Annotated in this window: 16 protein-coding genes and 1 other RNA gene; 13 read left to right on the top strand and 4 right to left on the bottom strand. The window is 68.4% G+C overall.

Annotated elements, in window-relative coordinates; all coding sequences use genetic code 11:
* Positions 1-13: 13 nt before the first annotated feature.
* The gene (gene cysK / locus ACG01O_RS01245) at positions 14-931 is read right to left on the bottom strand and encodes a cysteine synthase A (protein ID WP_394380369.1); all 918 of its coding nucleotides are present in this window, start codon (positions 929-931) and stop codon (positions 14-16) included.
* Positions 932-971: 40 nt separating this feature from the next.
* On the opposite strand from cysK, the gene rnpB reads away from it, so the two are divergent.
* From rnpB to ACG01O_RS01265, 4 genes are all read left to right on the top strand, one after another.
* Positions 972-1,409: RNase P RNA component class A (gene rnpB, locus ACG01O_RS01250), an RNA gene on the top strand.
* A gap of 193 nt (positions 1,410-1,602) precedes the next feature.
* Entirely contained in the window at positions 1,603-3,153 is a 1,551-nt protein-coding gene (locus ACG01O_RS01255) for a methyl-accepting chemotaxis protein (RefSeq protein WP_394380371.1), read from the top strand.
* Between the two features lie 146 nt (positions 3,154-3,299).
* Complete coding sequence (locus tag ACG01O_RS01260) at positions 3,300-4,508, top strand: multidrug effflux MFS transporter (RefSeq protein ID WP_394380373.1); 1,209 nt, start codon at positions 3,300-3,302, stop codon at positions 4,506-4,508.
* Positions 4,509-4,560: 52 nt separating this feature from the next.
* Positions 4,561-5,439 carry a carbonic anhydrase gene (locus tag ACG01O_RS01265; RefSeq protein WP_394380375.1) on the top strand — a complete coding sequence of 293 codons (879 nt, stop codon included), beginning with the start codon at positions 4,561-4,563 and terminating at the stop codon, positions 5,437-5,439.
* Here ACG01O_RS01265 and ACG01O_RS01270 read toward each other — a convergent pair.
* The 3 genes from ACG01O_RS01270 to ACG01O_RS01280 form a co-directional block, all read right to left on the bottom strand.
* A complete protein-coding gene (locus tag ACG01O_RS01270; RefSeq protein WP_394380377.1) occupies positions 5,414-7,774 on the bottom strand; it encodes an ATP-binding protein in 2,361 nt (786 codons plus the stop codon). The two genes, ACG01O_RS01265 and ACG01O_RS01270, sit on opposite strands and share 26 nt — an antisense overlap.
* Positions 7,775-7,867: 93 nt before the next feature.
* Positions 7,868-8,455 (bottom strand): chalcone isomerase family protein, encoded by a 588-nt coding sequence (locus ACG01O_RS01275; protein ID WP_394380380.1) that lies wholly within the window; start codon positions 8,453-8,455, stop codon positions 7,868-7,870.
* A gap of 32 nt (positions 8,456-8,487) precedes the next feature.
* Positions 8,488-10,044, bottom strand: a complete 1,557-nt coding sequence (locus ACG01O_RS01280) for a methyl-accepting chemotaxis protein (protein WP_394380382.1) — start codon at positions 10,042-10,044, stop codon at positions 8,488-8,490.
* Between the two features lie 425 nt (positions 10,045-10,469).
* Between ACG01O_RS01280 and mraZ the strand changes: the two genes are divergently transcribed.
* From mraZ to ftsW, 9 genes are read left to right on the top strand one after another with little or no spacing between them, the layout of a single operon-like run.
* Positions 10,470-10,901 (top strand): division/cell wall cluster transcriptional repressor MraZ, encoded by a 432-nt coding sequence (gene mraZ, locus ACG01O_RS01285; protein WP_394382454.1) that lies wholly within the window; start codon positions 10,470-10,472, stop codon positions 10,899-10,901.
* 10 nt (positions 10,902-10,911) lie between these two features.
* Positions 10,912-11,853: a 16S rRNA (cytosine(1402)-N(4))-methyltransferase RsmH gene (rsmH, locus tag ACG01O_RS01290; protein ID WP_394380385.1), complete on the top strand. Its 942-nt coding sequence runs from the start codon at positions 10,912-10,914 to the stop codon at positions 11,851-11,853.
* A gap of 7 nt (positions 11,854-11,860) precedes the next feature.
* Positions 11,861-12,124 carry a cell division protein FtsL gene (gene ftsL / locus ACG01O_RS01295; RefSeq protein ID WP_394380388.1) on the top strand — a complete coding sequence of 88 codons (264 nt, stop codon included), beginning with the start codon at positions 11,861-11,863 and terminating at the stop codon, positions 12,122-12,124.
* Positions 12,121-13,917 carry a peptidoglycan D,D-transpeptidase FtsI family protein gene (locus tag ACG01O_RS01300; RefSeq protein WP_394380391.1) on the top strand — a complete coding sequence of 599 codons (1,797 nt, stop codon included), beginning with the start codon at positions 12,121-12,123 and terminating at the stop codon, positions 13,915-13,917. The genes ftsL and ACG01O_RS01300 overlap by 4 nt, the downstream gene beginning before the upstream one ends.
* On the top strand, positions 13,917-15,383 hold the full coding sequence (locus ACG01O_RS01305) for a UDP-N-acetylmuramoyl-L-alanyl-D-glutamate--2,6-diaminopimelate ligase (protein ID WP_394380394.1): 1,467 nt from the start codon (positions 13,917-13,919) through the stop codon (positions 15,381-15,383). The genes ACG01O_RS01300 and ACG01O_RS01305 overlap by 1 nt, the downstream gene beginning before the upstream one ends.
* Complete coding sequence (locus ACG01O_RS01310) at positions 15,380-16,774, top strand: UDP-N-acetylmuramoyl-tripeptide--D-alanyl-D-alanine ligase (protein WP_394380397.1); 1,395 nt, start codon at positions 15,380-15,382, stop codon at positions 16,772-16,774. Before ACG01O_RS01305 ends, ACG01O_RS01310 begins: the two co-directional genes overlap by 4 nt.
* Entirely contained in the window at positions 16,764-17,942 is a 1,179-nt protein-coding gene (gene mraY / locus ACG01O_RS01315; RefSeq protein WP_394380400.1) for a phospho-N-acetylmuramoyl-pentapeptide-transferase, read from the top strand. The genes ACG01O_RS01310 and mraY overlap by 11 nt, the downstream gene beginning before the upstream one ends.
* 7 nt (positions 17,943-17,949) lie before the next feature.
* On the top strand, positions 17,950-19,719 hold the full coding sequence (gene murD, locus ACG01O_RS01320) for a UDP-N-acetylmuramoyl-L-alanine--D-glutamate ligase (RefSeq protein WP_394380403.1): 1,770 nt from the start codon (positions 17,950-17,952) through the stop codon (positions 19,717-19,719).
* A gap of 5 nt (positions 19,720-19,724) precedes the next feature.
* On the top strand, positions 19,725-20,960 hold the full coding sequence (ftsW, locus tag ACG01O_RS01325; protein ID WP_394382457.1) for a putative lipid II flippase FtsW: 1,236 nt from the start codon (positions 19,725-19,727) through the stop codon (positions 20,958-20,960).
* Positions 20,961-20,975 lie beyond the last annotated feature (15 nt).

A 20,975-nucleotide genomic window follows, 5' to 3' on the forward strand; every position in this document is an offset into this window, starting at 1 on the left:
GCGCGAATCCGCCTCAGGCCTGCGGCAGGAAACCCTCCACCGAGAGGTAGCGCTCGCCGGTGTCGTAGTTGAAGCCCAGCACGCGGGCGCCGGCCGGCAGCTCGGGCAGCTTCTGCGCGATGGCCGCCAGCGTGGCGCCGCTGGAAATGCCCACCAGCAGGCCTTCTTCGCGCGCGCAGCGGCGGGCGTATTCGCGGGCCGCCTCGGCTTCCACTTGAATCACGCCGCTGAGCAGGGCGGTGTCCAGCACGGCCGGGATGAAGCCGGCGCCGATGCCCTGGATGGGGTGCGGGCTGGGCTGTCCGCCGCTGATGACGGGCGACGCCGTGGGTTCAACCGCGAACACCTGCAGCTGCGGCCAGGCCGCCTTCAACACCTGCGCGCAGCCGGTGATGTGGCCGCCGGTGCCCACGCCGGTGATGAGCGCGTCCAGGCCTTCAGGGAAGTCGCGCAGGATTTCTTGCGCCGTGGTCTTCACGTGCACGGCCGGGTTGGCGCCGTTCTCGAACTGCTGCGGCATCCACGAGCCGGGGTGCTGCTCCAGCAACTCCTTGGCGCGGGCGATGGCGCCCTTCATGCCCTTCTCGCGTGGCGTGAGGTCAAAGCTCGCGCCGTAGGCCAGCATCAGGCGGCGGCGCTCGATGCTCATGCTGTCGGGCATGACGAGGATGAGCTTGTAGCCCTTGACCGCCGCCACCATGGCCAGGCCCACGCCGGTGTTGCCCGAGGTGGGTTCGATGATGGTGCCGCCCGGCTTGAGCAGCCCGCGCGCCTCGGCGTCTTCCACCATGGCCAGCGCGATGCGGTCCTTGATCGAGCCGCCCGGGTTGCTGCGCTCGGATTTCACCCACACCTCAGCGCCGCTGAACAGGCGCTGCAGGCGGATGTGCGGGGTGTTGCCGATGGTGTCGAGGACGTTGCTGGCCTTCATGCGGTCTCCAGGTTCAGGGTGCAGGGATAATCGCTAGTGTGAAGCAAGCCAGACCGCCGCTGGGGCGATCTCGGAAACGAGGCCCTGGAGGAAGGTCCGGACTGCATAGAGCGGCGTAGCAGCTAACGGCTGCCCGGCGAAAGCCGAGGATCAGAGCAACAGAGACGAGTCAAGGCAGGCCCCCGTCAGGTGGTGGTCTATGCGGCGCCAGCGCAAGCTGGCGTGGGGTGAGGCGAAAGCCTCGCACCATCGCGCGAAAGCGCGAACCGCGTAGCACCCAAGGCGGGCCAGGGCCCGCCTTGGGTGAAACGGGCAATCTCTACGCGCAGCAACACCAAGTAGGCCAGCGTTGATGCGGCTCGCAGAGCTGGCGGGTAGGTGGCACCGAGCCGGGCCGTGAGGTCCGGCCCAGAGGAATGGCGGTCACGCCGGGGGCAACCCCGGTGCACAGAATCCGGCCTATCGGCTTGCTTCACTCTTTTAGCGGGTTTGCAATCGATTTAATCGCGGAGGGCGTCACGCCCGCCACCCGCAACCCCCTAGCCAGTCGGCGCGCGGTAGACCACAGTCTTGTTCGTGCACAAGGCGTTGCCTTGAAGCGTTTGTCGCGCATGCCGTTTGCCGGCGCCTGAGCGACCCATGACAGGAGATCAGGTGTGAACTGGAGAGACTTGAAACTTCGTACCAAGTTGCAATCGGGCTTTGGTGTGCTGGCTCTCGTGGTGCTGCTGGTGTCGGTCATCGCCATCCAGTCCTTGTCGCGTGCCAATGACCGCTTCGTGACCTACGTCGATGGCGTGGGCAAAGATATTGAATTGGCGTCTGCCTTGCAGGGAGCAGCATCCCGCCGTGCGCTGGCCGTGCGCGACATGGCACTCAGCGACGACGCAAAGCTCATCCAAGAACTGGGGGAACTGGCCGCTCGGGAGCATGCCGCCACTGAGGCGGCGTTGGGCAAGCTCAAGGCGTTGGTTGCCTCTCGCCCGGATGCCGACGAGAAGGACAAAGCGCTGGTGTCGGACATTGACCGTGTCGAGGCCCAATATGGCCCGGTGGCCTTGGCCATCGTCAAGCTGGCGGCCACGGGTCAACGGGACGAGGCCGTCCGCAAGATCAACACCGAATGCCGCCCATTGCTGCAGGCGTTGGTGAAAGCGGTCGATGCATATTTGGCCGAGGAAGCGGCCACGACAGTGCGCCGCATCGACCAATCCCAATCGCTGTTCGCGCAGGAGCGCAGCATGCTGGTTGTCGCCGCCGTGTTGGCCATTGGGGCGGCGATGGGCTTGGGTTGGTGGTTGGGCAATCGGATCTCGCGCCCCCTGCAGCGGGCGATCGCGGTGGCCGAAGCCGTGGCCGGGGGTGACCTCACCACCGACGCCCGGGCCGACACCCAAGACGAAACCGGCCAGTTGATGGCGGCGCTGGCGCGCATGAACACGGGGCTGCTGGACCTGGTGACGCAGATCCGCCAGTCGGCCGACAGCATCTCCACTGCCTCGCGCGAGATTGCCACCGGCAACCAAGACCTCTCCAGCCGCACCGAGCACCAGGCCAGCGCCCTGCAGGAAACCGCGGCCTCCATGCAGCAGATGACCGGCACGGTGCAGCAGGCGGCGGAGAGTTCGCGCCAGGCCAACCAGCTGGCTTCTGCGGCCATGCAGGTGGCGGAGCAGGGCGGCACCGTGGTGCAGCGCGTGGTGCAGACCATGGGCGAGATCAGCGACTCCAGCCGCAAGGTGGCCGACATCATCGGCACCATCGACGGCATTGCGTTCCAAACCAACATCCTGGCCCTGAACGCCGCGGTGGAAGCCGCGCGGGCCGGCGAGCAAGGCCGCGGCTTTGCGGTGGTGGCCGGCGAGGTGCGGGCGCTGGCGCAGCGCAGCGCCACGGCGGCGCGCGAGATCAAGTCGCTGATCCAGACCAGCGTGGAGCGGGTGGAGTCGGGCTCCGCGCTCGTCGGGGAAGCGGGCACGACGATGGAGCAAATCGTCACGCAGATCCGCCGCATGACCGACCTGCTGGCCGAGATCAATGCGTCGGCCGCCGAGCAGAGCACCGGCATCACGCAGGTGAACCAGGCCGTCACGTCCATCGACCAGGGCACGCAGCAAAACGCCGCGCTGGTGGAAGAGAGTGCGGCGGCGGCGGAGAGCTTGCAGCAGCAGGCCGCGGGCCTGAGTCAGGTGGTGGCCAAGTTCAAGACCGGCCGGGCCTGAGCGCGATCCGCGCGATCCTTCCCGTCCGTCCGGCCTCTTCCGGTTCTCCGTTCACGTGGTCGCGATGGGGGCTCTGACTTTCGGCGCGGCGGGGTGCGGTCGATACACTGACCCGCTGTCCATGCCTGTGCCGATCGCCTGCCCCGATGAATCCTGACGCCAGTCGCCTGTGGCGCGCGCCCCGATGGGCTTTGTCGGTGCTGCTGGCCTGTTTGGCCATGGTGGGGCCGTTCTCCATCGACACCTACCTGCCCGCGTTCTCGGGCATCGCAGCCGCGCTGGACGCCACGCCGCTGCAAATGCAGCAGACGCTGTCGGCCTACCTGCTCGGCTTTGCCTTCATGAACCTCTTCCACGGGGCGCTGTCCGACTGCTTCGGCCGCCGGCCGGTGGTGCTGATCGGGTTGGCTTTGTTCACGGGCGCCAGCATCGGCTGCGCGGTGGCGGGGTCCATCGGCCAGCTGGTGTTCTGGCGCACGGTGCAGGGCATGTCGGCGGGCGCGGGCATCGTGGTGTCGCGCGCCATCATCCGCGACATGTTTCCGCCGGCCGATGCGCAGCGCGTCATGTCGCAGGTCACGCTCTTCTTCGGTGTGGCGCCGGCGATTGCCCCCATGGTGGGCGGCTTTTTGTTCGTGCACGCCGATTGGCACTCCATCTTCTGGTTCCTGACCGCGGTGGGCGCGGCACTGCTGGTGGCCAACTGGCGCTTGCTGCCGGAAACGCTGCATCCGAACCTGGTTCAGCCCTTCCACGTGGGCGCGCTGATGCGCGAGTACTGGCGGTTGTGCAGCAGCCCCAAGTTCATGATGCTGGTGCTGGCCAGCGGCATCCCATTCAACGGCATGTTCCTGTACGTGCTGGCCACGCCGGTGTTCTTGGGTGAGCACCTGCATTTCGCGCCGCAGCAGTTCTTCTGGTTCTTCCTGTGCTCCATCGGCGGCATCATGGCCGGCGCCTGGGTCAGCGGCCGGCTGGCCGGCAAGATGAGCCCGCAGCGCCAGATCATGCGGGGCTTTCGCATCATGTTCGCGGTGTCGGTGGCCAACATCGGGCTGAACTTGTTCGCGCCGCTGAGCGCCTTCTGGGCGCTGCCCATGGTGGGCTTGTTCGCCTTCGGCTGGGCCATGATGGTGCCGGTGGTGACCCTGCTGGTGCTGGATCAGGCGCCCGAGCGGCGGGGCATGGCGTCGTCGCTGCAGGCCTGCATCGGCTCGGCCGCCAACGGGCTGGTGGCGGGCTTGCTGGTGCCGCTGGTCATGCACTCCACGCTGGCGCTGGCGGTCACGTCGGCCGGCCTGATGCTGGTGGGCCTGGCGGCCTGGTACGGGGTGCGCCGCTCGGTGGCGGCCTGATCGCCCGCAGCTTGGGCTCAAGCCTGCAGCGCGGCTGCCGAAATCCCGGGGTATGAAGAAGCGTTGGGTTCTCTGGGCTTGCCTGTGGGCATGCACGGCCCATGGCCAAGGTGCCAAGGAGCCGGTGGAGGTGCTGCGTCAGCGCCTGGCCGAGCGCTTGGCCACGCCGGGCGAGGGGCGCGCGGCCGTGAAGGCAGCGCCCAAGGCGCCGCGCGCGGAGAAGGGCGATGCGCACAAAGCGCCGCATTGGGGCTACACCGGCGACATCGGGCCTGAACATTGGGCCGAGTTGTCGCCCGAATTCAAGCAGTGCGCGGTGGGTACGCGCCAAAGCCCCATCGACATCCGCGACGGCCTGGCGGTCGACATGGAACCGATTCGCTTTGACTACCAGCCGGCCGCGTTCTCCGTGCTGGACAACGGCCACACCATCCAGGTGAAAGTGGCGGCCGGCAGCGGCATCACCGTGATGGGCCGCCGCTATGAGCTGCAGCAGTTCCACTTCCATCGCCCCAGTGAGGAGCGGGTGAACGGCAAGCAGTTCGACATGAGCGCGCACCTCGTGCACCGTGACGCCCAAGGCCGCCTGGCCGTGGTGGCGGTGTTGCTGGAGCGGGGCCGCGACGCGACCCCGCACCCCGCCGTGCAGGCGGTGTGGGCCAGCCTGCCACTGGAGAAGGGCGACGCCCTGGCCGGCCCGGCGCCGCTGGACCTGAACCTGCTCCTGCCTGCCGAGCGCGGCTACTTCACCTACATGGGCTCGCTCACGACGCCGCCGTGCAGCGAGGGCGTGTTGTGGATGGTGATGCGCCAGCCGGCGGTCGTCACCGCGCAGCAGCTGGAGGTGTTCGCCAAGCTCTACCCGATGAACGCCCGGCCGCTGCAGGCGGGCGCGGGCCGGGTGATCAAGGAGTCGTTGACGGCCCCGTGACGCCGGGCGCGCGGCCCTTGGTGGTCTTGCGTGCGCCCGAGAGCCAGTCGTGCAGCGTGGCGAACAGCTGTTCGGCCACCACGGGCTTGGCGACGTGGTCGTCCATGCCGGCATCCAGGCAGCGCTGGCGCTCTTCGTCGAAGGCATTGGCCGTCATGGCCAGGATGGGCAGGTCGGCCGCCTGGGGCAGGGCGCGGATGGCGCGGGTGGCGTCCAGCCCGTCCATCACCGGCATCTGCACGTCCATCAGCACCAGTGCGTAGTCTCCAGCCCGCACCATGTCGATGGCCTGTTGGCCGTCCACAGCCACATCCACGGTCAAGCCGGCGCTGCCGATCAAGGCCACGGCCACTTCCTGGTTGACGGGGTTGTCTTCGGCCAGCAGCAGGCGGCGCGGGTGCTGGCGTGCCAGCTCGGCCAGTCGCTCGCGCGCGGAGTGCGGGCGCTCCGCCGGGGGCGCGGCCAGCGCGGGCGGCTGTGCGGCGGCGTCCACCGTCAGCACGAACCAGAAGGTGCTGCCGCGGCCCGGGGTGCTGTCCACGCCGACGGTGCCGCCCATCAGTTCCGCCAGCCGGCGGCAGATGGCCAGGCCCAGCCCGGTGCCGCCGTAACGGCGCGTGGTGGAGCTGTCGGCTTGCTCGAAGTCGCGGAACAGCCGGTCTTGCGCTTCGGCGGGAATGCCGATGCCGCTGTCTTGCACCTCGAAGCGCAGCCGCACACGGCCCAGCGGTGCGGGGGTGTCGTCCGGGCGGGCCAGCAGCCGCACGAAGCCGGCTTCGGTGAACTTCACCGCGTTGCCGGTGAAGTTGAGCAGCACTTCCGAAATGCGCTGGGCATCACCCAGCAGCACCCGCCCGCGCAGGGCTGGCGCGAGTGTGGTCTCCACGCGCAGGCGCTTGGCCGCGGCGGTTTGCTGGGTCATGTTGGCGATGTTGTCCAACACCTGGTCGACCGTGAACTCGCGGTGCTCCAGCGTCAGCTTGCCGGCCTCGATCTTGGAGAAGTCGAGCACGTTGTTGATGACGCTCAGCAGGTGCTCCGCAGCGTTGGCCACCTTTTGCAGGCGCTGCTGCTGCTCGGGCTCGATCGCATCGCTCTGGGCCAGGTAGGTCAGGCCGATGATGGCGTTCATCGGGGTGCGGATCTCGTGGCTCATGTTGGCCAGGAAGGCGCTCTTGGCCAGGCTGGCGGCCTGTGCGGCATGGGTGGCTTCGGCCAGCGCGGCGGTGCGTGCCTCTACCAGTTCTTCCAGGTGGTGGCGGTAGCGTTCCAGTTCGTTGGCGTCGCGCCGCTGGCGGGAGATGTCGGTCAGGAAGCCGTGCCACAGCACGCTGCCGTCGGGCTCACGCTGCGCAATCGCGTTGCCGTACATCCAGCGCTCCAGCCCGCCCAATTGCGGCACGCGGAACTCCTGCTGCCAGGGGCTGAGGTTGCGGGCCGAGGCCAGCAGGCTTTCCCGCACGGCCACGCGGTCGTCGGGGTGGATGCGGTCGAACCACGGGGCGGCGGTACGGCTGAGGTCGGCGCTGCCGAGTGCGAAGTACTCGCGCACGGCCTCGCTCACGTACGCAAAGCTGAATTCGCCGGTCACGGCCAGGCGCAGCTGGTACACGACGCCGGGTACGGTTTCGGCCATGCCGCGCAGGCGTTCGATCAGCGCGTGCTGCGCATCGAACTGCTGCTGGAGCGCGTCACGCATGTGCTCCAGGTGGTTGCCCAGCAGACCGATCTCGTCTTGCCGGGTGTGCTGCAGCTTGGCGTCGAACCGGCCGTCGGCCAGGTCGTTGGCGAAGCCGCCCAGCTCGCGCAGCGGGCGAAAGAGCCGAGAGTTCAGCAGCCACAGCACCAGCGCCAGTGACACCAGCAGCTGTCCGCCCACCGTGGCGCCGTAGAGCCAGCGCTGGCGCAGCACGGCGGCGGTGCTGAGGTGGTCGTCGATTTCGATCTGGATGTGCCCGATGCGGGTGGCGCCGCGCACGATGTCGCGCTCGCCGGTGAGCGTCTGGCCCAGGCGCCGCTCGGGCAGGTGGTTCTCGATGAAGGGCAGGCCTTGCGATGCGTCGCTCACGCTTACGCGCACCACCTCGGGCGACTTCACGATGGCCGACACCACTTCGCGTGCGGCCACCGCGTCCAGGTTCCACAGCAGTTCGGGCAGGCTGCTGGCCAGCACGTCCAGCTTGGCGTCGAGCTCGCGCTGAAGCGCCTGCTCGGCCACCTGGGCTTCGCGCAGCCCGATGAGCAAACCGCCCACGATGAGGGCGGGCAGCAGCAGGCCGATGCTGGCGCCCAGTGCCAAGGCCACGAACAGGGAAGACGAAGGCTTGCGACTCAAGATGGGCTCATGCTGCCATGAACAGGGGCCTGCAAAACAAAACGCGCCACGTCGCGGGGGGCGGCGGGGCGCGTGAAGGGGCTCATCCGAGGGTCAACCCTTGCCCAGCAGCGCGGGTTTCAGCGACGAATCCACCGGTTTGTCGCCCAGCCAGATCTTCAGCAGCGCGTTGTAGAAGCCGATGTCCTTCATCGGTTCACCTTGCTGCTTGCCGTTGAAGTACATGACGGTGCCGGTGTCGGGCACCCAGTCCACGGTCACGGTGTCGCCCTTCTTGGCTTGCGGAATGCTCACGAAGGCGTCACCGAACTGCGCGAGTTGGTTCACGAACTTGGAGCGCTCGGCCTTGTCGGTGTTGGCGGTGATGCCGGCGAGGAAGGCCTGGCCGAGTTCGTCACCGGTCACTTCGCGCATCATGGTCAAGGAGAAGCGGCGCGGGCCGCTGGACTCGAAGATGGCGGCCGGGTTGTCCTTCTTCTCGGACAGGTACAGCGCCAGCACGTAGACCTTCACGACGATGCGGGTGCGCACGCCAGCGCCGTTGAGCTTGAGCTCCTTGCCGGCCACCTTCACCGAATCTTCCAGCTTCACGCCGGCCACTTCGGCGGCCTGGCCAAGGCCGGCGAGGCCCAGGGCCAGCGTCAGGCCAGTCAGCCAACGGGTGACGGGTTTCGTCTTCATGCGGTCTCCTGTGGTTGGGAAAGTCGGGCGGGTCAGTGGCGGCCTTCAAGCTTGAAGAGGCTCACCACCTCTTCCAGCCCCTGGGCCTGCGTGCGCAGCGAGTCGGCCGCGGCGGCGGCTTCTTCCACCAGGGCGGCGTTTTGCTGCGTGCTCTTGTCCATGTCGTGGATGGTATGCGTCACGCGTTCGATGCCGGAGCTTTGTTCGGCGCTGGCATGTGTGATCTCACCCATGATGTCGGTCATCCGTTGCACGCTCGCCACCACGCCCTGCATGGTGCTGCCAGCCTTGGCCACGAGGTCGCTGCCCTGCGCCACCTTCTCCACCGAGTCGGCGATCAGGCGCTTGATTTCCTTGGCAGCGTCGGCGCTGCGGCCGGCCAGCGAGCGCACCTCGCCGGCCACCACCGCGAAGCCGCGTCCCTGCTCGCCGGCTCGTGCCGCTTCCACCGCAGCGTTCAACGCCAGGATGTTGGTCTGGAACGCAATGCCGTCGATCACGCTGATGATGTCCACGATTTTCTTGGACGACGCGTCGATGCTGCCCATGGTGGTGACGACCTGCGCCACCACGGCGCCGCCTTCGGCGGCCACGGTGGACGCGGCCTGCGCCAGCTGGTTGGCCTGTTGGGCGTTCTGCGCGTTTTGCTGAACGGCGTCCGTCAGGGTCTTCATGGCCGACAGTGTTTGCTCCAGCGAGGCGGCCTGCGCCTCGGTGCGCACGGACAGGTCGAGGTTGCCACTGGCGATCTCGGACGAGGCGGAGGCGATGGACTCCGTGCCTTCGCGCACGCGGCCCACGATGCCCTTGAGGCTGTCGTTCATTTCGCGCAGGGCCTGCAGCAGGTCACCGGTTTCATCGCGGCTGCGCACTTCGATTTCGCTCGTCAGGTTGCCGGAGGCCACCTTGCGTGCGACGTTCACCGCGCCGCGCAGCGGGTTCACGATGCCGCGCGTGATGAGCACGCCCGTCAACACGCTGGCGCCAATGGCCGCGGCGGCCAGCACCAGCAGCAGCAGCGCCGTCTTGCGCGCCACGCTGTTGGACTTGGCACCCGCGGCGTCCATGGCGGTGTTGCGCGCTTCCACCAGCTTGTCCAGCGCGGCCATGTACTTCACCTGCGCCGCGCGCACCGAGAACTGGAACTTCAGCGGTGCGCCTTCGGTGTCGCCGGAGGCCACCGTCTTCACGAAGGACGCCTGGGCGGGCATGAATTTGGCGCGCGCTTCCTTCACGGCCTTCAACTGCTCCAGGCTGGCTTCGTCGGTCAGCAGGGGCTCCAGTTCAGCCATGGTTTTTTCATGGGCGGCCATCTGGCTGGCCACGGTGTCCAGCTCTTTCTTGATCTGGTCTTCGCCCGTCATGATGAGCGTGGTCATCATGCTGCGCACGGCGTCCCCCAACTCCCCCTTGGCCTTGTTGGCCAGCGCCACCGCCTTGTAGTCGGTGTTCAGCAACTGGCTGATCTCGCCGTTCAGGGTCTGGATGCCGAAGTAGCCCAGGCCGGCCATGGCCATCAGGCAGGCGATCACCACCGCAAAGCCCGCCGTGAGGCGCTGGCCGATGCGCATGTGGGTGAGGAAGTTCATGGGGTGTCCTTGCGTCTTGTCTCGTTGTGTCACCCGGTCGAGCCAGGCGGCTGTCGCGGTCTGCTACCGAAACTGCTTGAAATTCTCAATAGAAAACTGAACGCCACCTGATTCTGAGGGGCGGCGCGCCCCCGCGGGGTGTGACATGTGCGTCGATTTCGCTGCCTACGTCACGAACGGGGGCGGAAGTCGTCCCCCACCGTGGGGACAAACGCGAATGCGCCGGCGCCATGAATTCAAGCGGTACTTCGCAATATCGCCCCAAGTCCTTATTTCTAAACGCCTTTTTATTTCCGCCTGTACGAAACAACAGTCGGTTCTAAGTGCTTGATTTCATTGAAAAAACTTGTTCGCGAACCTTGACCCTTTGTGGGGTGCCACTTAAAGTGGGAGGAAGTGTCGTTTCGTGGTGAAAAGTGTCGGAAATCGTCTTTCAGGGAGCCTCCAACTTGGCCTTAGATGCCAAGGGACGCCTGAGCGTGCCCAGTCGACACCGCGATGCCCTGCAGCTGCTTTGCCAGGGGCGCCTGACGATCACCAAGCACCCGGACGGCTGTCTCATGGTGTTCCCGCGCCCGGCGTGGGAGGTCTTCCGTGACAAGGTCGCTGCGCTGCCAATGTCGGCCGCGGGCTGGAAGCGGGTGTTCCTCGGCAACGCCATGGATGTGGAGATCGACTCCGCGGCCCGCGTGCTCATCTCGCCGGAGCTGCGCAAGAGCGCGGGCCTGAAGAGCGACGTGATGCTGCTGGGCATGGGCAGCCACTTCGAGTTGTGGGATGCCGAGGCGCATGCCGCGCACGAGGCCGAAGTGATGGCCGGCCCGCTGCCGGACGCGCTGAAGGACTTCAGTTTCTGAGGGGCGGGGCATGAGCGACACCACTGCATTCCGCCACACCACCGTGCTGCTGGATGAGGCCGTGCACGGCGTGCTGGCCCGCCCGGACGGCGTCTACGTGGACGGCACCTTCGGCCGTGGCGGGCATTCGCGCCTGCTGCTGAGCCAGCTGGCCCCCACCGGGCGGCTGATCGCCATCGACCGCGACCCCGAAGCGATTGCGGCTGCGGCCGCCATCACCGACCCGCGGTTTTCCATCCTGCACAGCGCGTTCGCGGACATGGCCGAGCAGCTCGCCGCCATCGGCGTGCACGAGGTGGATGGCGTGCTGCTGGACCTGGGTGTGTCCAGCCCGCAGATCGACAACCCCGCGCGCGGGTTCAGCTTCCGGTTCGACGGCCCGCTGGACATGCGCATGGACACGACCCGCGGCGAAAGCGCCGCGGATTTCCTCGCCACGGCCGAGGAACGCGAGATTGCACGGGTGATTCGGGACTATGGCGAAGAACGGTTTGCTGGCCAGATTGCAAAGGCGGTTGTTGCTCGCCGGGAAGCCGGTGCGCCGCTCACGCGCACCGACGAACTGCGCGAACTCGTGGCTCGCACGGTCAAGACCCGCGAGCCCGGACAAGACCCGGCGACCCGCACCTTTCAAGCCCTTCGGATTCATGTCAATGGAGAGCTTCAGGAGTTGGAGCAAGGGCTGAACGCCGCGCTGCGCCTGCTGCGCCCGGGCGGCCGCCTGAGCGTGATCAGCTTCCACTCGCTGGAGGACCGCCGCGTCAAGCAGTTCATCGCCGAGTACAGCAAAGAGGTGTATGACCGCCGCGCCCCGTTTGCGCCGCCGGCACCGCTGATCCTGAACTCGCTGGGCCGCTTCAAGCCCACCGACGCCGAAGTGGCCGCCAACCCGCGCTCCCGCTCGGCCGTGCTGCGCGTGGCCGAGCGCACCGACGCGCCGCTTCGCGACTGAACCCGCCGTGGCCAAGATCAACCTCATGCTCCTCGTGGCGGTGCTGCTCAGCGGTGTGGTGCTGGTGCACAACGCGTACGAGTCGCGCCGCCTGTTTGCCGAACGTGAACGGGCCAAGAACGAAGGCCAGCGCCTGGCGTCCGACGCCGAGCGGCTGAAGGCCGAGCGCCACGCCCAGGCCACCAATCTGCGCGTGGAGCAGGTGGCCCGCGAGCGCCTGGGCATGCGCGTGATTTCGCCGGCACTCGTGGCCTCGGGGGTGACGCCATGAGCAAGTCCGGCAAGGCCGCCAAGGCCGGTGCGCGCCCGCTGGCATCGGGGCGTTCGGTGAACTACTCCACCAGCCCGCTGCTCGCGTCCAAGACGCCGCCGTGGCGCTCGCGCTTTCTGGTGGCCCTGGTGGGCTTGGCGTTCGCCGGGCTGCTGGGGCGTGCGATTTATGTGCAGGTGGTGCACACCGAGTTCTTCCAGAAGCAGGGCGAGGCGCGCTACGCCCACACGCTGGAGTTGCCCGCCAGCCGCGGCCGCATCAACGACCGCAGCGGCCAGGTGCTGGCTGCCAGTGTGGCCGTGCCGTCCATCTGGGCGATTCCCAAGGAAGTGGACGCGGAGCCCGCCAAGCGCGCCGACCTGGCCAAGGCGCTGGGCCTGAGCGCCAAGGAACTCGAGGCGAAGCTGAACCCCGAAACCCGCTTCGTCTGGCTCAAGCGCCTGGCCGACGACGACACCGCCGCGAAGGTGAAGGCGCTGGGTTTGAAGGGCGTGTTCCAGGACCGCGAATACCGCCGCAAGTACCCCGAAGGCGAAGCGGCCGCGCACGTGGTGGGCTTCACCAACGTGGAAGACAAGGGTCAGGAGGGCGTGGAGCTGGCCTTCCAGAAGGAACTGCAGGGGCGCGATGGTTCGCGTTCGGTCGTGCGCGACCGCCTGGGCCGCGTCGTGGAAGACATTGGCGAGATCGTGCCCGCCACCAACGGCCGCGATGTGGACCTGTCGGTCGACTCCAAAGTGCAGTTCTTCGCCTACCAGCGCATCCGCGATGCCGTGGCCGAAAACAAGGCCAAGGCGGGTTCCGTGGTGGTGCTGGACGCCCAGACCGGCGAGGTGCTGGCCCTGGCCAACTTCCCAAGCTACGACCCGGGCAGCCGCCAGAACCTCTCGGGCGAGCAGCTGCGCAACCGGGCGCTGACCGACGTGTTCGAGCCCGGCTCCACGATGAAGCCCTTCATCGCCGCGCTGGCCATGGACACCGGCCGCGTGACGGCCGACACGCTGGTGGACACCGGCAACGGCAAGTACCCGTTCCAGGGTGCGGTCATCACCGACACCCACGCCCACGGCGTGGTGCCGGTGCGCGAGGTCATCAAGTTCTCCAGCAACATCGGCGCCACCAAGCTCGCGATGCAGATGCAGCCGCGCGAGATGCACGAGATGTTCACGGCCATCGGCCTGGGCCAGCGGCCGCAGATCAACTTCCCCGGCGCCATCACCGGCAAGCTGCGCCCGTACAAAACCTGGCGCCCGATCGAACAGGCCACCATGAGCTACGGCTACGGCCTGTCGGCCTCGCTGTTCCAGCTGGCGCGGGCCTACACCGTGTTCGCGCGCGATGGCGAAATCATTCCGGTCAGCATGCTGCGCCAGCCGCATGACCAGCCGGTGGCCGGCATCCGCGTGTTCAAGCCCGAGGTGGCGCGCGAAGTGCGCCTGATGCTGCAGGCCGCCGCCGGCCCCGGCGGCACCGCGCCGGACGCGCAAGTGCCGGGCTACAGCATCGGCGGCAAGAGCGGCACGGCCCACAAGCAGGAAGGCCGCGGCTATGCCAGCCACAAGTACCGCAGCTGGTTCGTGGGCGTGGCCCCGATCAGCAAGCCGCGCATCGTGGTGGCGGTGATGGTGGATGAGCCCACGGCCGGCGTGTACTACGGCGGCAAGGTGGCCGGCCCGGTGTTCAGCCAGGTCACCGCGCAAACGCTGCGCCTGCTGGGCGTGCAGCCCGACCTCGACGTGAAGAGCCAGATCGTCGCCAACAAGAACGCCGTGGCCACCGAGGAAAGCTTCTGATGTTGACCCGCCTGAAATCCCCCGAAGCTGCCGCCCGCTGGTTGTCCGAGTGGTGCACCGGCACGCTGCGCACGGACAGCCGCGAGGTGCAGCCCGGCGATGCCTTCATCGCCTGGCCCGGCTACGCGCGCGACGGGCGCGAGTACGTGGCCGCCGCCCTGGCCGCCGGGGCCGCCACGTGCCTCGTGGAAGACGCGGATGTCGAGCGCTTCGGCTTTGTGGACGCCCGCGTGGCCTCGCTGCCGGGCTTGAAGGCCCGCACCGGTGACATCGCCGCGGCGTTTTTCGGCCGCCCGACCGACACGCTGGACGTGATCGCCGTCACCGGCACCAATGGCAAGACTTCGTCGGCCTGGTGGATTGCGCAAGCCAGCGCGCAACTCGGCCGCCGCTGCGGCGTGGTGGGCACGCTGGGCGTGGGCGAGCCACCAGCCCTGGCCTACAACGGCCTCACCACGCCCGACCCGGTGCTGCTGCAGTCCGCCTTCGCGGGCATGCGCGACCAGGGCTTTGCGGCCTGCGCCATCGAGGCCAGCAGCATCGGCATCAACGAGGCGCGCCTGGCCGGCTCCGCCGTGCGGGTGGCGGTGTTCACGAACTTCACGCAAGACCACCTCGACTACCACGGCAGCATGGACGCCTACTGGGCGGCCAAGCGCGCCTTGTTCAGCTTCCCCGGCCTGCGCGCCGCGGTGGTGAACCTGGACGACCCCAAGGGCGCGGCCCTGGCGGCTGAACTGACCACGCTGGACGTGTGGACCACCGGCGTGGACCGGGCCGATGCGCGCTTGTCCGCTCGTGGGCTGCACTACACCGGGGAGGGCCTCGCGTTCACGCTGCACGAGGGCGCCGACGCGGTGCCCGTGCAGACGACGCTGATCGGCGACTACAACGCCGCCAACCTGTTGGGCGTGGCCGGGGCCCTGCGTGCCCAAGGCCATGCGCTGGCCGAAGTGGCCCGTGCGCTGGCTGCCGTCACGCCCGTGCCGGGTCGCATGCAGCGCGTGGGCAACGGCCGCGAACTGCCGCAGGTGGTGGTGGATTACGCCCACACGCCCGATGCGCTGGACAAGGCCTTGTCGGCCTTGCAGGCACTGGCTGCCGCCCGCGGTGGCCGGCTGGTGTGCGTGTTCGGCTGCGGCGGCGACCGCGACCGCACCAAGCGCCCGCTGATGGGAGCGATTGCCGCGCGCCTGGCGGCGCACGTGGTGGTCACCACCGACAACCCGCGCACCGAAGTGCCCGCGCAGATCTTGGCGGACATCACGGCCGGCGCCCCCGGCGCCACCGTCATCGAGGCGCGCGACGCCGCCATCCGCGCGGCCGTGGCGCAAGCCGGCGCGCGCGACATCGTGCTGGTGGCCGGCAAGGGGCATGAGGACTATCAGGAAGTGCACGGCGTGCGCCGGCCGTTCTCCGATGTGGCCGAAGCCCGGGCCGCGTTGCTGGAAAGGGCGGGCCTGTGACCGGCTTCCTCACGCTCGCGCAAGCCCAGGCCTTGCTGCCCGGCGCCACCTTGGTGGGTGACGGCGCCACTGCCTTCGCCCGCGTGCACAGCGACACCCGCACGCTGCGGGCGGGCGACCTGTTCGTTGCCCTGCGTGGCGAGCGTTTCGACGCGAACGATTTCCTGGCCCAGGCGAAGCAGTCTGGCGCCGTGGCTGCCCTGGCCGAGCGCGGCCTGGCCGAAGCGGGCTTGCCCGGCCTGCAGGTGCCCGACGCCAAACCGGCACTCGGCCAACTGGCGGCCGCATGGCGCCGCCAGCACGCGATTCCGGTCATTGCCGTGACCGGCAGCAACGGCAAAACCACCACCACCCAGATGATCGCCAGCATCCTGCGCGCCTGGGTGGGCGACGACGCGCTGGCGACCGAAGGCAACTACAACAACGACATTGGCGTGCCGCTCACGCTGATGCGCCTGCGGCACGACAACGAGCGCAGCCACCGCGCCGCCGTGGTGGAACTGGGCATGAACCACCCGGGCGAAATTGCGCCGCTGGCCGCCATGGCCCAGCCCACGGTGGCCTTGGTGAACAACGCCCAGCGCGAGCACCAGGAGTTCATGGCCACGGTCGAGGCCGTGGCGCGTGAAAACGGTGCGGTGCTGCAGGCCTTGCCGACCAGCGGCTGCGCGGTGTTCCCGGCGGAAGACCCCTGCGCCCCGATCTGGTTTGAACTGGCCGGCGAGCGCCCGCACCTCACGTTTGCCTTGCAAGGCCCGGCCGATGTGACCGGCGAGGCCCGCTGGCAAGACACCGGCGACCAGAGCTTTTGGGCGCTGGAACTGCACACCCCGGCTGGCACGGTGCCCGTGGCGCTGCACATGGCCGGCGAGCACAACGTGCGCAATGCGCTGGCGGCGGCTGCCTGCGCGCTGGCGGCAGGCGCGCCGCTGGCTGCGATTGCCCAAGGCCTGGAGGCCTTCCGTGCGGTCAAGGGCCGCTCGGAACTCAAGCGCGATGCGCGCGGCTGCATCCTCATCGACGACAGCTACAACGCCAACCCCGACAGCGTGCGCGCCGCCATCGACGTGCTGGCCGCCATGCCCGGCGAGAGCTGGCTGGTGCTGGGTGACATGGGCGAAGTGGGCAACGAAGGCCCGGCCTTCCACCGCGAGGTGGGCGCCTACGCGGCCGAGCGCGGCATTGCCCATTTCTGGACGGCGGGTGCCGCTGCGCGCGACGCCGCCTCCGCCTACGGCCCGCAGGCCCGCGCTTTCGATACCGCAGCCGCGCTCATCGCCGCCCTGGCTGAACAACCCCGCGCGAGCCAGACCCTGGTCAAGGGCTCGCGCTTCATGAAGATGGAACACGTGGTCGCTGCACTGCAATCTGGAGGCTCCCATGCTGCTTAGCCTCGCCCAATGGCTGCAGGGCCTGTACCCCGACCTCGGCTTCCTGCGCCTGTTCAACTACATCACCTTCCGCGCCGTGATGGCCGCCATGACGGCGCTGCTCATCGGCCTGGCCTTCGGGCCCTGGGTGATCCGCGCGCTGACCGCGATGAAGATTGGCCAGCCGGTGCGCGCCTACGGCGTGCAAACCCACTTGGCCAAGAGCGGCACGCCGACCATGGGTGGCGTGCTGATCCTGATCGGCATCGGCGTGTCCACACTGCTGTGGTTCGACTGGAGCAACCGCTTCGTGTGGGTGGTGATGATCGTCACCATGGGCTTCGGCGCCGTGGGCTGGGTGGACGACTGGCGCAAGGTGGTCGACAAGAACCCCGAAGGCATGCGCAGCCGCGAGAAGTTCTTCTGGCAGAGCCTGATCGGTCTGTTCGCGGCGCTCTACCTCGCCTTCAGCGTGTCCGAGACCTCGTTCCTGGGCGTGGTGCAGCTGTTCTTCCGCTGGGTGAGCAGCGGCTTCTCCACCGAGCTGCCGCCGAAGGCCGACCTGCTGATCCCGTTCTTCAAAACCATCTCCATGCCGCTGGGCGTGTGGGGCTTCGTGGCGCTGGCGTACTTCGTGATCGTGGGCACCAGCAATGCCGTGAACTTCACCGATGGGCTGGACGGGCTGGCCATCATGCCGGTGGTGCTGGTGGGCTCGGCGCTCGGCTTGTTCGCCTACCTGACCGGCTCGTCGGTGTTCGCCAAGTACCTGCTGCTGCCCTACATCCCGGGCGCGGGTGAGCTGCTCATCTTCTGTGCCGCCATGTCCGGCGCGGGCCTGGCCTTCCTGTGGTTCAACGCCCACCCGGCGCAGGTGTTCATGGGCGATGTCGGCGCGCTGGCGCTGGGCGGCGGCCTGGGCACGCTGGCGGTGATCACGCGCCAGGAGATCGTGCTCGGCATCATGGGCGGCATCTTCGTGGCCGAAGTGCTGTCCGTGATGATCCAGGTCAGCTGGTTCAAGTTCACCAAGAAGCGTTTCGGCGAAGGCCGCCGCATCTTCCGCATGGCGCCGCTGCACCACCATTTTGAAAAAGGTGGCTGGAAGGAAACGCAGGTCGTCATCCGCTTCTGGATCATCACCATGCTGCTGTGCCTGGTCGGCCTGGCCAGCCTGAAGCTGCGGTAAGCCGACGATGAAGCTCGACCTGCCGCAAATGAACGCACAGCGCGTGCTCGTGCTGGGCCTCGGGGACTCCGGTCTCGCGATGGCCCGCTGGTGCGTGCGCTTCGGCGCGCAGGTCACCGTGTGGGACTCCCGGGCGCAGCCGCCCCAGCTCGGCGCCTTGGCGGCGCTGGGCGAGGCGGCGCAGTTCATCACCGGCGAGTTGACGGCCGAGATTGCAGCCGGCTTCAACGCGGTGCTCAAGAGCCCGGGCTTGTCGCCACTGGATGCCCGCCTGAAGGCCGTGTACGAACACGGTTCGGCCGTGCGCGGCGAGCTGGACTTGTTCGCCGACGCCCTGGCCGCCTTGAAGGCGCAGCATGGCTACGCACCCGCGGTGCTGGCCATCACCGGCACCAACGGCAAGACGACCACGACCTGCATGACCGGCCTGCTGGCCGAGCGGGCGGGCAAGCGCGTGGCGATCGCCGGCAACATCGGCCCCACGCTGCTGGACACGCTGACCGAAGCGCTGGCGCGCGAGCCCGACCCGCCACCCACCGACGTGGAGGCGACCGATGCCGGCGATCCGGCCAAGGGGGCCTTGCCGGCGGATGCTGCTGATTCGGCTGATGTTGCGGATGGGGCTGAGGACGCCGATGCGCCCCCGGCTGACGACGCCGCACCGGCGGCCGAGCCCGCTGAGGCGCCCGCTGTGCTGCCCGCCGAAGACGCACCGCTGCCCATCGCCCCGCCGCCGCCGCGCGGCCCGGTGTTTGAGACGCTGCCCGAGGTGTGGGTGCTGGAGCTGTCCAGCTTCCAGCTCGACGGTGTGACCGGCTTCGAGCCCACGGCCGGCGCGGTGCTCAACCTCACGCAAGACCACCTGGACTGGCATGGCGACATGGCCGCCTACGGCCGCGCCAAGGCGCGCATCTTCGGTCGCGAGTCCGTCATCGTCGCCAACCGCGACGACGCCGAGGTGGAGGGTCTGGTGCCGCAGCCGGTGTTCGTCAAGGGCACGCGCGGCAAGCCGGGCCGCACCGTGTCGCGCCGCGTGGTGCGCTTCGGGCTGAACGCGCCCCAGGCGCCGGGTGACTTCGGCCTGGTGGACGAGGGCGGCCTGGCCTGGCTGGTGCGCGCCCGCGAGCTGGACCCCACCGTCAAGCGCAAGCGCGGCGAAGAGGCCGAGCCGCTGGTCATCCAGCGCCTGATGCCCGCCGACGCGCTGCGCGTGCGCGGCCGCCACAACGCGGCCAACGCCCTGGCCGCGCTGGCCCTGGCCACGGCCGCCGGCTGTGAACTGGCCCCGATGCTGCACGGCCTGCGCGAGTACCGCGGCGAGCCGCACCGCGTGGAGCCGGTGGGCGCCATCGAGGGCGTGGAGTTCTACGACGACAGCAAGGGCACGAACGTCGGTGCCACGGTCGCTGCCATCACCGGCCTGGGGGCCGACCGCGCGCCGGCCCAGCTGGTGCTCATCCTGGGCGGCGACGGCAAGGGGCAAGACTTCTCGCCGCTGGCCGACGGTGTGCAGCGGCACGCCCGCGCGGTGGCCCTGATCGGCCGCGACGGCCCGCAGATCGAGGCCGCGCTGGCGGCCACCGGCGTGCCGATGCAGCGTCACGACACGCTGGAAGCCGCCACCGCCTGGTGCCTGGCCCAGGCCCAGTCGGGCGACAGCGTGCTGCTCTCGCCGGCCTGCGCCAGCCTGGACATGTTCCGCAACTACGCCCACCGCGCCGAGGTCTTCGTGGCCACGGTGCAGCAGCTGGCCGACGACCGCGGGGTGGCGCTGTGAATGCAGTGGTCGCCAAGCTGCAGTCGTTCTGGAAGCGCGAAGGCGCGGAAGACGCCAGCGTGCCCGTGCGCGACTGGGTCTCCACGTCCACTGGCCGCCCCACGCAGCTGCAGGGCTTCGACATCACGCTGGTGTGGGTGGTGCTGGCGCTGATGGCCTGGGGGCTGCTGATGGTTTATTCCGCCTCCATCGCGCTGCCGGACAACCCGCGCTTTGCGAAGTACCTGCCCACGCACTTCCTGACGCGGCACATGGTGGCCATCGGCTTCGCGCTGATCGGCGGCTTCATCACCGTGCAGATTCCGGTGGCGCTGTGGGAACGCTACGCGCCCTGGGTGTTTGTCGTGTCGTTGGTGCTGCTGGTGGCGGTGTTGATTCCGCACGTCGGCAAGGTGGTGTACGGCGCGCGGCGCTGGATTCCGCTGGGGGTCATGAACTTCCAGCCCAGCGAGCTGGCCAAGTTCGGCATCGCGCTGTACGCGGCCAACTACATGATGCGCAAGATGGACGCCCGGGAGAACTTCTTCCAAGCGGTCACGCCCATGGCCATCTCGCTCGCCTTCGTGGGCCTGCTGCTGCTGGCCGAGCCCGACATGGGCGCCTTCCTCGTGATCGCGGCCATCGCCATGGGCATCCTGTTCCTGGGCGGCGTGAACGGGCGCATGTTCCTGCTGATCACGCTGGTGCTGGTGGGCGCCTTCGTGCTGATGATCACCTTCAGTGAGTTCCGGCGCGAACGCATCTTTGCCTACCTCAACCCCTGGGACGAGAAGTACGCCCAGGGCAAGGCTTACCAGCTCACGCACAGCCTGATCGCCTTCGGTCGTGGTGAATGGTTCGGCCAGGGCCTGGGCGGCAGCGTCGAGAAGCTGCACTACCTGCCCGAAGCCCACACCGACTTCCTGCTGGCGGTGATCGGCGAGGAACTGGGCTTCGTCGGCGTGGCGCTGGTGATCGTGGCGTTCTTCTGGCTGACGCGCCGCTGCTTTCTGATCGGCCGCCAGGCCGTGGCGCTGGACCGTGTGTTCGCGGGCCTGTACGCCCAAGGCATTGGCATCTGGATGGGCGGCCAGGCCTTCATCAACATGGGCGTGAACCTGGGCGCGCTGCCCACCAAGGGCCTCACGCTGCCGCTGATGAGCTTCGGTGGCTCGGCCATTCTGATGAACTGTGTCGCGCTGGCGGTGGTGCTGCGGATTGATCTTGAGAACAGGCAACTCATGCGCGGAGGCCGTGCATGAGCGGCGGGATGCACA

This window comes from Pelomonas baiyunensis (assembly GCF_043555935.1).
In the GTDB taxonomy this organism is placed as follows: Bacteria; Pseudomonadota; Gammaproteobacteria; order Burkholderiales; family Burkholderiaceae_C; genus Pelomonas; species Pelomonas baiyunensis.

Bases quoted from the DNA above. Each gene is read 5' to 3' on its own strand.
- cysK (WP_394380369.1), bottom strand. From the start codon at position 931: ATGAAGGCCAGCAACGTCCTCGACACCATCGGCAACACCCCGCACATC.
- ACG01O_RS01260 (WP_394380373.1), top strand. From the start codon at position 3,300: ATGAATCCTGACGCCAGTCGCCTGTGGCGCGCGCCCCGATGGGCTTTG.
- ACG01O_RS01265 (WP_394380375.1), top strand. From the start codon at position 4,561: ATGAAGAAGCGTTGGGTTCTCTGGGCTTGCCTGTGGGCATGCACGGCC.
- ACG01O_RS01275 (WP_394380380.1), bottom strand. From the start codon at position 8,455: ATGAAGACGAAACCCGTCACCCGTTGGCTGACTGGCCTGACGCTGGCC.
- ACG01O_RS01280 (WP_394380382.1), bottom strand. From the start codon at position 10,044: ATGAACTTCCTCACCCACATGCGCATCGGCCAGCGCCTCACGGCGGGC.
- rsmH (WP_394380385.1), top strand. From the start codon at position 10,912: ATGAGCGACACCACTGCATTCCGCCACACCACCGTGCTGCTGGATGAG.
- ACG01O_RS01300 (WP_394380391.1), top strand. From the start codon at position 12,121: ATGAGCAAGTCCGGCAAGGCCGCCAAGGCCGGTGCGCGCCCGCTGGCA.
- ACG01O_RS01305 (WP_394380394.1), top strand. From the start codon at position 13,917: ATGTTGACCCGCCTGAAATCCCCCGAAGCTGCCGCCCGCTGGTTGTCC.
- mraY (WP_394380400.1), top strand. From the start codon at position 16,764: ATGCTGCTTAGCCTCGCCCAATGGCTGCAGGGCCTGTACCCCGACCTC.
- murD (WP_394380403.1), top strand. From the start codon at position 17,950: ATGAAGCTCGACCTGCCGCAAATGAACGCACAGCGCGTGCTCGTGCTG.